Raw genomic sequence first — 14942 nt, 5'->3', positions numbered from 1 at the left:
GGGCGGGGTCCGCCGAGATGGCCATCTTGGCGGGCCGTTCGTGTCGATCCTGGCGCGCTCGGGGCGTCTGCCGGGCCGGCGGAGCCGGTGCCGGCGAGGCCCTCGGGCGGGCCGCCTACCCTGGGTGGGTGAGCGTCACCCCGATCCGGATCATGGGCGACCCGGTGCTGCGCACCCCCGCCGCGCCCGTCGTCGACTTCGACGCCGAGCTGCGCCGGCTGGTCACCGACCTGACCGAGACCATGCACGCCGCCGGCGGGGCCGGGCTGGCCGCCCCGCAGATCGGCGTGGGCCTGCGGGTGTTCACCTGGTTCGTCGACGGCGAGGTCGGCCACATCGTCAACCCCGACGTCACCCCCGTCGGGGAGGAGACCGAGGAGGACGCCGAGGGCTGCCTCTCCATCCCGGGCTTCCGCTTCGACTGCCGCCGGCACCTGTACGTCGCCGCCACCGGGTGGGACCAGCACGGCGAGCCGATCCGGGTCGAGGGCTCGCACAAGCTCGCCCGCGCCATCCAGCACGAGACCGACCACCTGGACGGCGTGCTGTTCGTCGACCGGCTGGACGCCGAGGCCCGGGCCGCGGCGCTGGACGTACTCGGCGGCGCGGAGTGGCAGGGCCAGCAGGCCTGGTTGCCCTCCGGTGCGCCCGCCCCCGTCGTGAAGGTGAGCCCGCACTGAGGCTCCTCTTCGCCGGCACGCCCGAGGCCGCCGTCCCGTCGCTGGACGCGCTGCTCGGCTCGCGGCACGACGTGGTGGCCGTGCTGACCCGGCCCGATGCCCGGGCCGGGCGGGGCCGCCGGTCGGTGCGGTCCCCGATCGCCGAGCGCGCCGACGCCGCCGGCGTCCCGGTGCTCCAGCCGCGGTCGCCGCGTGAGCCCGCGTTCCTGGAGCAGCTCACCGACCTCGCCGTCGACTGCGCCCCGGTGGTGGCCTACGGCGCGCTGGTGCCACCGGCCGCGCTGGAGCTGCCCCGGCACGGCTGGGTGAACCTGCACTTCTCGCTGCTGCCCGCCTGGCGGGGCGCGGCACCCGTGCAGCACGCGATCATGGCCGGCGACCAGCTCACCGGTGCCGCCACCTTCCGGCTGGAGGCCGGGCTGGACACCGGGCCGGTCTACGGCGTGGTCACCGAGCCCATCGGCCCGGCCGACACCGCCGGTGACCTGCTGGGCCGGCTGGCGCTGAGCGGCGCGGGCCTGCTGGTGGCCACCCTGGACGGCATCGAGGCGGGCACGCTGGTCGCCGAGCCGCAGCCCACCGACGGGATCAGCCTGGCGCCGCGGATCGAGACCGCCGACGCGCAGGTCGACTGGGCGCTGCCGGCGACCGTGGTCGACCGCCGGGTGCGCGGGCTGACCCCGGCGCCGGGCGCGTGGACGCTGTGGCGCGGCGACCGGCTCCGGCTGGGACCGCTGACACCGGTCACCGGCGACGACCCGGGGCTGGCGCCCGGTGAGCTGTCGGTCCGCCCGGACGGCGTCCTGGTCGGCACCGGCTCCGGTGCCGTGCGGCTGGGCCAGGTGCAGCCCGCCGGCAAGCGGCTGCAGCCGGCACCGGACTGGGCGCGCGGCGCCCGGCCGACCGCAGGGGAGGTGCTCGGCGCGTGAGCGGACCGTCAGCGCGGGGCCGCCGCGCCGGGGGTGGGCCGACGGGTCGCCCCGCCGGCCCCCGCACCAAGCAGGCCCGGCCGGAGAGCCGCCGGGTGCGCCCGGTGCTCGACGGCGCCCGGCTCACCGCCTACGACGTGCTGGACGGCGTGACCAGCCGCGCCGCCTACGCCAACCTGCTGCTGCCCCAGCTGCTGCGCGAGCGCCAGCTCGAGCCGCGGGACGCCGCCTTCGCCACCCAGCTGGCCTACGGCACGCTGCGCGCGACCGGCACGCTGGACGCCGTCCTCACCGGGCTGGTGAGCCGCCCGCTGGCCGAGCTGGACCCCCGGGTGCTCGACCTGCTGCGCCTGGGAGCCCACCAGCTGCTCGACCTGCGGGTGCCCGCCCACGCCGCCGTCGACACCACCGTGGCGCTCACCCGCGCGATCGTCGGCACCGGCGCGTCCGGGCTGGTCAACGCGGTGCTGCGCAAGGTGGCCGCCGGCGGTGACCGGGAGAGCTGGCTTGCCACGCTGGCGCCGGCCGACGAGGTGCAGCGGCTGGTGCTGTCCACCGACCACCCGCGCTGGGTCGTGGAGGCGTGGCGGGAGGCACTGGGCACCGAGGGTGACGAGCTGGAGGCGGCGCTGCTGGCTGACGACGTCGCCCCGGAGGTGCACCTGGTCGCCCGGCAGGTGCCGCGGGAGGAGCTGGTGGCCGAGTCCGACGGCGTGCCCGGGCCGTGGTCGCCGTACGCGGTGCGGCTGGGCTCCGGTGACCCCGGCCGGCTGCCCTCGGTGCAGGCGCACACCGCCGGCGTGCAGGACGAGGGCAGCCAGCTGGCCGCCCTCGCGCTGACCCGCGCCCCGCTGGAGGGGCCCGACGTGGCGTGGCTGGACATGTGCGCCGGTCCCGGTGGCAAGGCGGCACTGCTGGCCGCGGTGCGCCCGGCCGGCGTCCGGCTGACCGCCGCAGACCGGGCCGAGCACCGCGTCGAGCTGGTGCGCGCCGCGCTGGAGGGCCAGGACGACGTCGAGGTGCTGGTCGCCGACGGCACCGCGCCGCCGTGGCCGGCCGGCGGGTTCGACCGGGTGCTGCTCGATGCGCCCTGCACCGGGCTGGGCGCACTGCGCCGCCGTCCCGAGGTGCGCTGGCGGCGCACCGCCGACGACGTCGCCGAGCTCGTCGCGCTGCAGCGGGCCCTGCTGGACGCCGCGCTGGCCGCGGTCCGCCCGGGTGGAGTGGTCGCCTACGTGACCTGCTCGCCGCACGAGGCGGAGACGGTGGGCGTGGTGGCCCCGGTCGCCGCCCGCGACGACGTCGAGGTGGTGCCGGTGGCGCCGCTGTTCCCCGAGGTGCCGGACATGGCCCGCGGCGAGCACGGCCAGCTGTGGCCGCACCGGCACGGCACCGACGCGATGTTCGTCGCACTGCTCCGCCGGACCCGCTGAGGCCCCAGGCCTGCCGGGGACTCCGGCCCGCCGCGCCTGAGGCCGCCGCTCGCTCCCGAGCTGGGGAGGGTGTGAGCGGACGGCCCGGTGTCGGTACAGTGGGAGCCTGGTTCGCCGGCAGCGACGAGCCGCCCGATCCGGTCGCCGCGCCCTCAGCCGGGTCCGACGGTGTCGCTGACGTACAGGTGCGCTGACTGCAGCCGGTCCCGCTGCCGGGACCACGCCAGGTGCTCGACCGCCGCGGCGCACAGCCACCGGGCGGCGCCGGTGCGGTCCAGCACCGCCGCCGGGACCGCGGCCGGCTCGTCGGCGTGGCCGGTCTCTCGGGCCGGCCCGAGCAGGCCGCCGGTGACGGCGAGCGCGGCCACCGCGGCGTCCGCGGGTGACAGCTCGGCCGGCTCGCGCAGGTGCACCGTCCAGTCGCCGCCGTCCCGCCCGTCCCAGCCGGGCGGCGGGTCGGCCGGCGCCAGGCTGCGCCGGCGCAACGGGCCGCTGCGGGTCACCCGCCACTGCCCGGACTCCAGCAGGGCGGCCACCACCTGCTCCAGACCGATCGCCCGCTCGTCGAGCCAGTCGTCGAGCGGGCGGTCCGGGTCGGCGTCCATCGCGGCCAGCAGCGCGTCGGCCGCCGGCGACCCGGTGGGCGTGCTGTCCAGCTCGATGCTCGTCTCGGTGGACGTGAGCCGCCCGGCCAGCGCCAGGTCGACCAGCAGCCCCGCCCGGACGGTGTCCGAGGGCGCCAGCGTGGCCGGCAGCCGCCCGCGCCAGGTGAGGCACAGCGCGGCGAGCCGGTCGGCGACGCCGGGGGCCGGCGCGGGAGCGGTCGGGTTCATGATCCGAGCGCCCGGGAGGCGACGACCAGCACGGAGCCGACGACCAGGCAGACCAGGGCCGTTGCGCGCCACGTCCGGGCCCGACGACCGGTCGTCCGCAGTTCCCACGCGGTCGCCGGCGGGGCGGGACGGGGCGGACCGGGCGGATCGGCCGTCCATCGGACTGCGGCGGTGCCGTGCAGGAAGGTCCACGCGCTGATGCAGACGAAGCCGGAGGCGAACACGAGCGCCGCCAGCACCGAGGAGGGCTCGACCGCCACCTCGTCGCCCAGGCGCAGCAGCGGCTGGACCAGCAGCAGCACGTAGAACGGCGCGTACCAGCGGAGCGCTGCCGCCATCCGGGCCTGTCGGTCGGCGGCCTCCCGCGCGGGCTCGCCCGGGTCGACGTGGTGCTGGACGGCGTACTGCGCGATGGCGGCGGTCCGCCGGTCGACCCGCCCGGTGCGACGACGGCTCAGCGCGACGGTCCCGCCCACCAGCGCGGTCACCAGGGCCGTGACGCCGACGAAGAGCCAGCGCGTGCCGGGGTCGGCGAACAGGTCGGCGTGCAGCCGCACCAACGACCAGGCGGCGAGCACCAGCCACGCCCCGGCGTACCAGCCGCGCCGCCGGGACCGCCGCACCACGGCGTCCCAGTCGACGTCCTGCCCGGTCGGCCTCACCGGACCCCCGCCGGCCGGGTGCCCCGGGTCCACGCCGGGACGCCGAGCACACCGAGCGCAGCGGCGAGCAGCACGACCGGGAGCCATCCCGGGACACCGCCGCCGAGCAGGACGTCCACTGCCCACAGCGCGGCCGCCGTCGCCAGCAGCACCACCAGCAGCTCCCGGACGACGGGATCGGTGAGCCGCCGCGCCGCGCCGCGGGCCCGACCCGGTCTGGAACTGGTCACGGCCGGAGGGTAGGTGCCCGGCAGGCGCGGGGCAGGTCGCCGGGTGTCCTGGCCGGGGTCGTCACCCGAACGTGTGGCACGCGGCCGGGGTGGGGTGAGCCGGGCTCAGCCGGGCGGGACGGCCCGGTGGTGCGCCGTGCGCGCCTGGAGGGCCAGCCCGACCCGCAGGCACAGCTCGTCGCGGTGGTGCGGGGCCACCACCTGCACGGCCATCGGCATGCCGTGGTCGTCGGTGCCGGCAGGCAGCATCAGCGCCGGCATGCCGGTCAGGTCGAAGGGCACCGTGTTGCGCGAGTGCACCGACAGCATGGGCAGCTGCTCGCCGTCGACGTCCAGCAGCAGGTCCGCCAGCAGCGGTGCCCGCGCACCGGGGCCCGGGGTGAGCAGCACGTCGGCACCGCCGAAGAGCCGCGCGGCCAGCTCCGCGGTCACCGATGCGCGCCGCCGGAGCGCCCGCAGGTAGTCGGTCGCGCCGATCACCACCCCGCGGGAGAGCCGGTCGAGCAGGCCGTCGTCGTACAGCCCCGCGCGCTGCGGGCCGCCCTCGTGACCGGAGGCCAGCTCGGCGTAGAGGATCGTCCACGCCTCGTCGAACACCGGCTGCAGGTCGCCCTCGGCCACCGGCACCAGCTGCGCGCCCGCGTCGACCAGCACGGTCAGCGCCGCCTCGAAGGCCAACAGCACCTGGCTGTCCACGCAGTCGGTGAACCAGCTGCCGGGCACACCGACCCGCAGGCCGGTGAGGTCCGGTGACAGCGGCCCGGGCTGGTCGTAGCCCGTCAGCGCGCTGGGGTCGACGCCGTCCGGGCCGGAGAGCAACGGCAGGACCAGTGCCAGGTCCTCGGCGGTGCGGGCCATCGGGCCCACGTGGTCCAGCGTCCAGGACAGCGTCGCGACGCCGGTCCGCGGCACCCGGCCGTAGGTCGGCTTCAGGCCGGTCGTGCCGCACCAGGCCGAGGGCAGCCGGATCGAGCCGGCGGTGTCGGTACCCAGCGCCAGCGGCACCAGCCGGTCGGCCAGCGCGGCGCCCGAACCGGTGGAGGAGCCGCCGGTCCAGCGACGCTGGTCCCACGGGTTGCGCACCGCGCCGTAGCGGCCGTTCTGCGGCGCCCCGCAGGCGAACTCGCTGGTGGCCAGCATCGCCAGCGGGACGGCGCCGGCCGCCCGCCAGCGGGCGACCGCGGTGGCGTCGGTGGCGGCGATCCGGTCGCCGGTGACCCGGCTGCCGCTGGTGACCACCGCGCCGGCCACGTCCAGCACGTCCTTGACCCCGAACGGCACGCCCTCCAGCGGCCGGGCGTTGCCCGCGCGCCAGCGGGCGGAGCTCTCCGCGGCGGCGTCCGCGGCACCGGCGAGCACCCGCAGCACCGCCCCGGTCCTCGCCCCCCGCTCGGCGATGCGGGCGGTCAGCTCGTCCACGACGTCGGTCGGGGTGAAGGCGCCGGCCGCGAAGCCGGCCAGCAGCCCGGTCACGCCGGCGAGGTGCAGCTGCCCGGCCACGGGCAGCTGGGCAGCAGCCAACTGGGCAGCAGCCAACTGGGCAGCAGCCAACGGGGCAGCAGCCAACTGGGTACCGGGCAGCTCGGCGCGGGACGACTCGGCGACGGACCGGGATGCGGCGGGGTGACGCACCGCGGGTCCGGCCGGCTCGGGCGCCACCGGCCGGGCCAGCAGCGCGGCGAAGTGCGCGGGCTCCGACCCGTCGGCGGGCGTGGGCAGCGGCAGCGGGCGCTCCCGGGAGCGCCGCAGCCCCTCGCCGGCCCAGCCGCGCGCGGCAGCCATCCGCTCGCCGCCGAGCGCCGGACCCCAGGCCACCCCGGCCGGCTCCTCCACCGCGCCCGTCGTCACCGCAGCCGGCTCGCCCACCGCGCCCGTCGTCACCGCGGCCGGCTCGCCCGCCGTCACCGCGCCCCCGGGGGTCAGCGCGCGGCCCGGGCGAGCAGGGCCAGCACGTCGGCGCGGCGGTCCCGGGCCAGCGGCAGCCGGGAGCGGGCGGCGTCCACCGCGGCGAGGTCCAGGGTGGCGTGCAGCGTCACCGGGGACTCGTGCGCCGGAGCCTCGGCGAGCAGCACGCCGGTGGGGTCGATGACGCAGCTGCGCCCGAAGAACGACGTCGTCGCGCCCTCGAAGGTCTCCGGTCCACCGCGGTTGGCGGCCACGACGAACACCTGGGTCTCGAAGGCGCGCACCACCAGCTCGTCGACGAACAGGCCGTCCCGCCAGCCGAAGGAGCTGACCAGCGCCACCACCACCTGCGCCCCGAGCGCCCGGGCGGCCAGCCAGTACTCCGGGAAGCTGCGGTCGTAGCAGATGACGCAGCCCAGCCGGACGCCGTCCAGGGTGAACGCCACCGGCTCGGGACCGGGCTTGAAGTAGAACTTCTCGTCGGTGTCCAGGTCCGGGGTGCACACCGAGGGGATCGACATCTTGCGGTACGCCGGTGCCTCGGTGCCGTCCAGTGCCGTGGGCCGGACCAGGGCACCGGTGCGGTCGAGGAGCACCGCGCTGTTGTAGAGCGACCCGTCGGCCGCCCGCTCGTACACCCCGAACATCACCGCGACCCCGAGCCGGGCGGCGAGCGCGGCGAACGCCGTCGTCGTCGGCCCGCTCAGCGGCTCGGCCCGGGAGTGCCGCGCGGCGTCCCGGGTGGTGCAGAAGTAGGGCGAGGAGCAGAGCTCGGGCAGCACCACCAGGTCGGTGCCCGGGGTGGCGGCCTGCTCGACCAGCGCGCACAGCTGCTCGAGGCCGGCCGCCGGGTCGCTGCCCTGCCCGCCGGACTGCACCACTGCCACCTGCAGGGTCATGATCGGTCTCCTCCCGGTGGGGTCAGGGTCTGCAGCCACTCGCGGACCGCGGCCAGCGGTCGCACCTCGCCGACCTTGGCGGCGAGGTCGAACAGGTTGGCCCGGTGCGGCGCCTCGTGCCGGTCGCCGACCGCGTCCTCCACCACCAGCGGGAGGAAGCCGTGGGACATGGCGTCGGTGGCGGTGGCGCGCACGCAGCCGCTGGTGGACAGCCCGCCGATGACCACGGTGTCCACGCCGAGCGCGGTCAGCATCGGGGCCAGCGGCGTGCCGAAGAACGCGCTCGGGTACTTCTTGACCAGCACGGTCTCGCCCGGCTGCGGCTCGACGCCGGGGATGAACGCGCCCATCGGGTTGCCCTCGGTGAAGTTCGCGGCCAGCGCGGGGACCTTGCGCCAGAACACCCCGCCGTCGGCCCCGTCGGCCCGGTAGACGACCTGGGTGAACACCACCGGGACGCCGGCCGCGCGGGCCACCGCCAGCAGCTCGACCATGCCGCCGACGGCGTCCTCCACGCCGGCGTACAGCGCGGAGGCCGGGTCGACGTAGGCGCGCACCGGGTCGACCATCACCAGCGCCGGACGGCTGCCCAGGGGCAGGGCGGTGTGGTAGCCGGCGACGGCGTAGTCGTCGTCCAGCTCGGTGGGGCGGGGCTCGGTCACGCGGGTACCTCCACGGGGCGCGGGGTGGGCTGCGGCGCGCCGCGGCTCAGCGACGCGGCGACCGCTCCGAGGCAGAGCACCCCCAGCACCAGCAGGGCGGCTCGGCTGCCGGTGACGAACGCGTCGCCGGCTGCCCCGGGCAGCTCGGAGAGCATCCCGCTGTACACGGCCTCGCGCGCAGCCGGCTCCAGCCCGGCCGTGACGACGGCCAGCGTCAGGGCGGTGCTGAGCACGAAGCCCGCGTTCTGCAGCATCGACCGCACCCCGTTCGCCGCGCCGCGCCGGCCGGCCGGGACGCTCGCCAGGATGGCGCTGGTGTTGGGCGTCATGAACAGCCCCGTGCCCGCGCCGATCATCGTCAGCGGCACCGTCAGCAGCACCCCGGCCGAGGGCCGCAGCACCACGGCCAGCACCAGCAGCCCGGCCGCCACCAGCAGCAGCCCCACCGTGCTCAGCGCGCGGGCGGGGAACCGGCGGGCCAGCCGGCCGGCCAGCGGTGCGGTGAGCACCGTGCCGACGGCCACCGGCAGCACGCACAGCCCGGCGTCCACCGCCGACAACCCGTCCTGGGCCTGCAGGAACAGCGACACCAGCAGGACGACGGCGAACTGGGCCACCGACAGCAGGAAGCCCGCCAGGTAGGCCATCCCGCGGGCCCGGTCGGTGAGCAGCCCCAGGTCCAGCAGCGGGTGCCGGCCCCGCGCCTGGACGACGACGAACAGCGGCAGTGCGACGACGGCGGCCCCGGCCGCGGTGAGCACCAGCGGATCGGTCCACCCCAGCGACCCGCCGCTGGAGACCGCGACCACCAGCCCGCCCAGCCCCAGCAGGGACAGCGCGGCGCCGAGGAGGTCGAACCGCTCGCCGGCCCGGCGCGGCGGCGAGGGCGGCACGGTCAGCGCCGACGCGCCCAGCGCCAGCAGGCCCAGCGGCACGACCGGCCAGAAGACCGCCGACCACCCGCCGAGGGACACCAGCAGCCCGCCGGCCACCGGGCCGATCAGCGCACCGGTGGCGGCCACCGTCGCGTTGAGCCCCAGGGCCACCGGCAGCTGCTCGGCCGGGAAGGCGTCGGCCAGGATCGCCGAGGTGCTGGTGATGACCGCGGCCGCACCGATGGCCTGCCCCACCCGCATCCCGATCAGCACGCCGACGTCGGGGGACAGCGCGCAGCCCAGGCTGGCCACGGTGACCACGGCGAGCCCGGTCAGGTAGACCCGCCGCCTGCCGAGCAGGTCCGACAGCCGGCCCAGGGCGAGTACCAGCACGGTGACCGCGAGCATGTAGGACAGCAGCACCCACGCCGCCGCGGTGGGGCCGGCGTCGAAGTGGCGGACCACCGAGGGCAGGGCGACGTCCAGGCTGCTGGTGTTCAGGAACGTCAGCACGACGCCGATGCTGGTCGCCGCCAGCACCCGCCACGGGGGCGTGGCGGGTGCCGACGTCGTCAGGTCGGGCACGCCTCAGACGGCGACCCGGTCGGCCCGGCAGGCCATCAGCGGCTGGATCCTCGTGCCGAAGTCCTCCAGCCCGACCAGGAAGTCGTCGAAGGTCAGCATGATGCCCTTCGTGCCGGGCACCGCCGCGGCCTCGTCCAGCATCCGGGCCACCGACGCGTAGGAGCCGACCAGGGTGCCCATGTTGAAGTTGACCGCCCCCTCGGGCAGCGTGATGTGCTTGGCGGTCGAGCCGTCCCCGGCGGAGGTGTCCATCGAGGCCTGGTCGGCCATCCAGGCGAGTGCGCCCATGTCGGCGTGCTCGTTGTAGGCCGTCCACCTCGCCATCGCCTCCTCGTCGGTGTCGGCGGCGATCACCATGAACAGCACGTAGGCCCCGACGTCCCGGCCCGTGCGGGCGGTGGCGGCGAGCAGCTTCTCGTTCTGCGGCGCGTAGGCGGTGGGGGTGTTGACCCCGGCGCCCATCGTGAACTGGTAGTCGGCGTGCTCGGCGGAGAACCGCATGCCGCGCTCGCTCTGCCCGGCGGCCACGATCGGCACCGAGCCCGCGGCCGGTGGCGGGCTCATCCGGCAGTCGGTCATGGTGAAGAACTCGCCGGCGAAGTCGCTGCGGCCCTTGGCCCACAACTCCTTCATCACCTGCACGTACTCGCCGGAGTAGTCGTAGCGGTGGCCGAAGTAGTCGTTGCCCGGCCACAGCCCCATCTGCTCGTACTCCGCGGACTGCCAGCCCGACACGATGTTGATGCCGAAGCGGCCCGGCGCCACCGAGTCGATGGTGGTCGCCATCCGGGCCACCATCGCCGGCGGGAGCGTGAGCACCGCCGTCGAGGCGTACAGCATGATCTTGCTGGTCACCGCGGCCAGCGCCGACATGAGCGTGAACGACTCCAGGTTGTGGTCCCAGAACCCGGTCTCCCCGCCGAACCCGCGCAGTTTGATCATCGACAGCGCGAAGTCGAGGCCGTGCTCCTCGGCCAGGGTCACGACCTGCTTGTTCAGCTCGAAGCTCGGCATGTACTGCGGGGCTGCCGAGGAGATCAGCCAGCCGTTGTTGCCGATCGGGATGAAGACGCCCATGTCCATGTCGTGCTCCTCTTCTCTGTGCGGTGGTGGGGGAGGGGGGTCAGCCGGCGCCGCTGGTGCGTCGGCGCACCAGCTGGGAGAGCGCGACCGCGACGACCAGCGCGCCGCCGTAGAACAGCTGCTGCACGAAGTTGTCCACGCCGAGCATCTGCAGGCCGACCACGCCGGAGACCAGGAAGTACACGGCGACGAAGGTGCCGACGGCGTTGAACCGGCCGGGGGTGATCGCGGTGGCGCCGAGGTAGGCGGCGGCGAAGGCGGGCAGCAGGAACGAGGAGCCGGAGCTGGGGTCGGCACCGCCCAGGCTGCCGGCGTAGACCACCCCGGCGAGCCCGGCGACCACCGCGGAGGTCACGAAGGAGCCCCAGCGGATCCGGTCGACCGCGAGCCCGGACAGCCGGGCGACGCTCGCCCCGCGGCCGACGAACAGCAGCCGCCGGCCCAGTGGCATCCGGGTGAGCAGGAACCACGTCGCGACGGCGGCCAGCAGCCCGTAGTAGAACGACAGCGACACCCCGAACAGCCGGTTCACCACCGTCCACTCGGTGAGCGCAGGGTCGACCCCGGTCACCGCCGTGGAGTCGCTCAGCCACTGCACCAGTCCGAGGACGAACGTCGAGGTGCCGAGGGTGACGATGAACGAGTCGATGCCGAGCAGCACGACGCAGGCACCGTTGACCAGCCCGACGACGACCGAGGCCGCCACCGCAGCGGCGATGCACGCCGGCAGCGACCAGCCGTGCTGCACGTTCAGGACGGCGACCAGCATGGCCGACAACGACAGCGTCGAGGTGACCGACAGGTCGAACCCGCCGGTGGTCAGCGGGATCAGCAGGCCCAGCGCCAGGATCAGCAGCACCGCCTGGGAGCCCAGGATGTTCTGCAGGTTGCCGGTGGTGGCGTAGGTCTCCGGCCGGGCGAGGCCGAACGCCACCACCACGACCAGCCAGACCGCCACCAGCGCGTAGCGCTCCACGTAGGCCGACGGGCGGTGCCACCGGCGGCCCGGCGCTGCGGGCCCGACCGGCGCGACGGTCCTGGTGCCCTCGCTCGTGGTGACGCTGCTCGTGGTGTCGTTGCCTGCGGTGTCGTTGCCTGCGGTGCCGTCGCTCGCGGTGTCGTTGCCCGCGGTGGTGGTCATGCGGTCACCTCCGGCGAGCTCCCGGTCGCCTCGTGCAGGGTCACGCTGCCCAGCACCCGGTCGGCGATCCGTTCCCGGGTCAGCGCCGGGCCGGCCAGCTGCTCCACGACCCGGCCCCGGGCCAGCACGAGCACCCGGTCGCACAGCGTGGCCAGCTGCTCGTAGTCCGAGCTGGCGACGACGATCGCGGCACCGCCGCGGGCGGCGGAGGCGAGCTGGTCGTGGATGTGCGTGCGGGCGCCGATGTCCACGCCCTGGGTGGGTTCGTGCAGCAGCACCAGCCGCGGCCCGGTCTGCAGCCACTTGGCCAGCAGCGCCTTCTGCGCATTGCCGCCGGACAGCGAGCCGTACACCGCGCGCGGGTCGCGGGGGCGCACGTCGTGGGTCTCGGTGAGCTGCCGGCCGCGGGCGAGCAGGCGTCGGCGGTCCAGCCCGGCCCGGCCCCGGAACTCCGCGAGCACCGGCAGGGTCATGTTCTCCAGCACGGTCAGCTCGCCCGCCGCGCCGTCCCGCGCCCGGTCGGCCGGCACGAAGACGACGCCGTGGGCCAGCGCGGCGGCCGGGGTGCTGGTGGCCAGGTCGAGTGCCGCGTCGGGCAGCCGCAGCGTGCCCGATGCGCCGGGTCGCGCGCCGTAGAGCGCCGGCAGCACGTCCTCGTAGCCGGAGCCGGCCAGCCCGGTGAGGCCGACGACCTCGCCGGCGCCCACGGTGAACGACAGCCCGGCCAGCACCCCACCGTGCAGGTCGGTGACGCCGGCGTGCACCGGGCGCTCGGGGGTGTGTCCGGCGTGCTCGGTCGGGACCGGGCTCTGCACCGGGCGACCGACGATCATCTCGATCAACTGCGGCACGGTGACCGCGGCGGTGTCGGCGGTGCCGCGCAGTCGGCCGTCGCTCAGCACGGTGACCCGGTCGGTGTGCGCCAGCACCTCGTCCAGGTCGTGGGACACGAACAGGACGCTGGTGCGGCCGTCGGCGACGAGGTCGCGCACGAGCCGGAACAGCAGTGCGGTGCCCTCCTCGGGCAGGAACACCGTCGGCTCGTCGAGCACCAGCAGGCAGTGCTCGGCGGTGGCCCGCTCGCGGGCGTCCCGGATCTCCTCCGCGGCCCGGACGATCGCCAGCAGTGCCCGCTCGGTCGCGCCCAGGCGCTGCACCGGCTGGTCGATGTCGACGTCCAGCCCGAGGCGGCCGAACGCCGTCCGGGCGCGGCGCCGCTCGGCACCCCAGTTGATCCACGGCCGGCGGGAGCCGGCGATGTGGGCGACCCGCAGGTTCTCCAGCACCGACAGCTCCGGCACCAGCGCCAGGTCCTGGTGCACGAAGGCCAGGCCGTGCTCCCGGAAGCGGCCCGGAGGCACCGGCAGCGGCACCGACCGGCCCCCGATGGTCAGCTCGGCCCCCGGGTCGGGGGCGTGGAAGCCGTTGAGCACCTTGATCAGGGTCGACTTGCCCGACCCGTTCTCCCCGAGCAGCGCGTGCACCTCGCCGGGGGCGACGGTCAGGTCCACGCCGTCGAGTGCCTTCGTCGTCCCGAACGTCTTCGACAGCCCCCGCAGCTGCAGCAGGGGTGTCGACGTCGCAGTCGCCGGCGCCACGGGTGGACGGGTGGTCTGCAGGGTCGTCACGAGGTGACGCCCCAGAGCGTCTCGTAACCGGTGCGGAACGCGTCGCCGAAGCCCATGCCCGACTGCGGTGGGGTGCCGGCCTCGTCGACGTTGTCGGCGGTGAACACCCGCAGCGGGGTCTTCGCGTTCCGCGGCGCCGGGGTGGCGCCGGTGATCAGCCGGGCGCCCGCGTCGAAGGTCGCCCAGGCCAGCCAGGTGGTGTTCTCCCCGGAGTCCATCACCACCGAGGTGCCGTCCTGGATCATCTTCAGGATCGAGAGCGTGCCGTTGAACGTCGCGATGGACACCCGGCCGGTGCCGCCGGCGGCGGTGATGCCGGCCTGCGCGTAGATCGACATCGAGTCGTAGATCGGGATGATGTAGTTGATGGCCGGGTTGCTCTGCAGCGCCGACTGCACCTCGCCGGCGATCTTCGTCGCCCAGTCGGTGAGCGGGACGTTGACGACGTCGACCGAGCAGTCGGGGCAGTGGGTGGCGAACTCGTCCTCGATGGCGGCGACGATGCCGTCGGACGGCGGCACCTCCGAGCTGGTGATCACCAGCGCGTCGGCCTGGCCCTCGGTGTCGGCGATCGCGTAGTCGGCCGACAGTCGGCCCGACTCGTCGAACGGGGCGTCGACGGTGGAGGTGACCAGGTCGGCGACGTCGTCGGGCAGCTCGCTGTCGTTCTGGTAGGCGTGGCTGACCAGCACCGGGATGCCGGCGTCCTCCGCCTGGGTCAGCGAGGGGATCAGCAGGCTGGGGTTGACGCCCTGGCTGAGGATGATGAGGTCGACGTCCTGGTTGACGGCCTGCTCGACACCGGCGGCCCACTGGGTGGGCGAGCCCTGGTTGTCGTACTCGATCCAGGTCGCGCCGAACCGCTCGGCCAGTTCCGCCCCCTCGGCGTCGACCTCGACGACGTAGGGCACCTGGCTGCTGGACGGGATGTTGAAGATCGTCGACCCGGCCACAGCGGTGATGTCGAACGGCTCGGCCTCCAGCTCGAAGGCAGGTACCTGGGAGTACCTGTCGATCTGTTCCTGCGCGTACCGGACGCCGTCGGCGGACGACCCACCCGCTGCCGATCCGCCGGACCCGCTGCCGCTGGACCCGCTCGAGCACGAGGTGAGCACGAGGGCGGCGCAGACCACGGCTCCGGCAGTGCCAGCGGGACGCAGGGGTTGTCTCATGGGGTCGCTCCAGGGAGGCCGCGGGCCGGCGGGTGCCGGACGCCGGGTCGGATGTGGGGCCGGGCGGGGGGCCGTGTCCGCGGCGCTGCGGGCCGTGCGGGTGATGTCCTCACCGAGCGCCGAACGTAGGGAGCAGATGTGTCGCGCCCATTGCCGCTCTGACCTGCACGGTGTCCGGCTCGTAACTTTTCGCCATCGCCCGTTCTCGTAAAGCGCGGCGGCTGC

14 protein-coding genes are annotated in these 14942 nt (G+C 75.5%); 3 read left to right on the top strand and 11 right to left on the bottom strand.

Translation table 11 applies throughout. The annotated features are described in order from the left end of the window. Positions 1 to 128: 128 nt before the first annotated feature. From def to G1H19_RS04540, 3 genes are read left to right on the top strand one after another with little or no spacing between them, the layout of a single operon-like run. Positions 129 to 680 carry a peptide deformylase gene (def, locus tag G1H19_RS04550; protein WP_162392498.1) on the top strand — a complete coding sequence of 184 codons (552 nt, stop codon included), beginning with the start codon at positions 129 to 131 and terminating at the stop codon, positions 678 to 680. Next, positions 629 to 1609: a methionyl-tRNA formyltransferase gene (locus G1H19_RS04545; protein WP_328593535.1), complete on the top strand. Its 981-nt coding sequence runs from the start codon at positions 629 to 631 to the stop codon at positions 1607 to 1609. The genes def and G1H19_RS04545 overlap by 52 nt, the downstream gene beginning before the upstream one ends. After that, positions 1606 to 3042, top strand: coding sequence for an RsmB/NOP family class I SAM-dependent RNA methyltransferase (locus tag G1H19_RS04540; protein WP_162392497.1), 1437 nt, complete (start codon positions 1606 to 1608; stop codon positions 3040 to 3042). The genes G1H19_RS04545 and G1H19_RS04540 overlap by 4 nt, the downstream gene beginning before the upstream one ends. A gap of 152 nt (positions 3043 to 3194) precedes the next feature. Here the strand turns inward: G1H19_RS04540 and G1H19_RS04535 are convergent, their stop codons facing one another. The 11 genes from G1H19_RS04535 to G1H19_RS04485 all read right to left on the bottom strand — a co-directional run bounded on the left by G1H19_RS04535 (position 3195) and on the right by G1H19_RS04485 (position 14717). Further along, a complete protein-coding gene (locus G1H19_RS04535) occupies positions 3195 to 3875 on the bottom strand; it encodes a GPP34 family phosphoprotein (RefSeq protein ID WP_162392496.1) in 681 nt (226 codons plus the stop codon). Continuing rightward, positions 3872 to 4537, bottom strand: coding sequence for a hypothetical protein (locus G1H19_RS04530; RefSeq protein ID WP_162392495.1), 666 nt, complete (start codon positions 4535 to 4537; stop codon positions 3872 to 3874). Before G1H19_RS04530 ends, G1H19_RS04535 begins: the two co-directional genes overlap by 4 nt. Beyond that, positions 4534 to 4767, bottom strand: a complete 234-nt coding sequence (locus G1H19_RS04525; protein ID WP_152730604.1) for a hypothetical protein — start codon at positions 4765 to 4767, stop codon at positions 4534 to 4536. Before G1H19_RS04525 ends, G1H19_RS04530 begins: the two co-directional genes overlap by 4 nt. Positions 4768 to 4872: 105 nt before the next feature. Further along, entirely contained in the window at positions 4873 to 6648 is a 1776-nt protein-coding gene (locus tag G1H19_RS04520; RefSeq protein WP_162392494.1) for an amidase, read from the bottom strand. Between the two features lie 38 nt (positions 6649 to 6686). Then, positions 6687 to 7571: a carbon-nitrogen hydrolase family protein gene (locus tag G1H19_RS04515; protein WP_152730602.1), complete on the bottom strand. Its 885-nt coding sequence runs from the start codon at positions 7569 to 7571 to the stop codon at positions 6687 to 6689. Beyond that, on the bottom strand, positions 7568 to 8233 hold the full coding sequence (locus G1H19_RS04510; protein WP_235927965.1) for an isochorismatase family protein: 666 nt from the start codon (positions 8231 to 8233) through the stop codon (positions 7568 to 7570). The genes G1H19_RS04515 and G1H19_RS04510 overlap by 4 nt, the downstream gene beginning before the upstream one ends. Then, a complete protein-coding gene (locus tag G1H19_RS04505) occupies positions 8230 to 9693 on the bottom strand; it encodes an MFS transporter (RefSeq protein WP_152730601.1) in 1464 nt (487 codons plus the stop codon). Before G1H19_RS04505 ends, G1H19_RS04510 begins: the two co-directional genes overlap by 4 nt. A 3-nt stretch (positions 9694 to 9696) precedes the next feature. Further along, positions 9697 to 10776, bottom strand: a complete 1080-nt coding sequence (rutA, locus tag G1H19_RS04500) for a pyrimidine utilization protein A (RefSeq protein ID WP_152730600.1) — start codon at positions 10774 to 10776, stop codon at positions 9697 to 9699. Positions 10777 to 10816: 40 nt separating this feature from the next. After that, positions 10817 to 11917 carry an ABC transporter permease gene (locus tag G1H19_RS04495; RefSeq protein WP_152730599.1) on the bottom strand — a complete coding sequence of 367 codons (1101 nt, stop codon included), beginning with the start codon at positions 11915 to 11917 and terminating at the stop codon, positions 10817 to 10819. Beyond that, complete coding sequence (locus G1H19_RS04490) at positions 11914 to 13545, bottom strand: sugar ABC transporter ATP-binding protein (RefSeq protein ID WP_202925819.1); 1632 nt, start codon at positions 13543 to 13545, stop codon at positions 11914 to 11916. The genes G1H19_RS04495 and G1H19_RS04490 overlap by 4 nt, the downstream gene beginning before the upstream one ends. Continuing rightward, positions 13542 to 14717, bottom strand: coding sequence for a sugar ABC transporter substrate-binding protein (locus tag G1H19_RS04485; RefSeq protein ID WP_152730598.1), 1176 nt, complete (start codon positions 14715 to 14717; stop codon positions 13542 to 13544). The genes G1H19_RS04490 and G1H19_RS04485 overlap by 4 nt, the downstream gene beginning before the upstream one ends. Positions 14718 to 14942 lie beyond the last annotated feature (225 nt).

Source organism: Goekera deserti (assembly GCF_010685995.1).
Lineage (GTDB): Bacteria > Actinomycetota > Actinomycetes > Mycobacteriales > Geodermatophilaceae > Goekera > Goekera deserti.
This window is presented reverse-complemented; position numbering and strand designations above follow the sequence as displayed.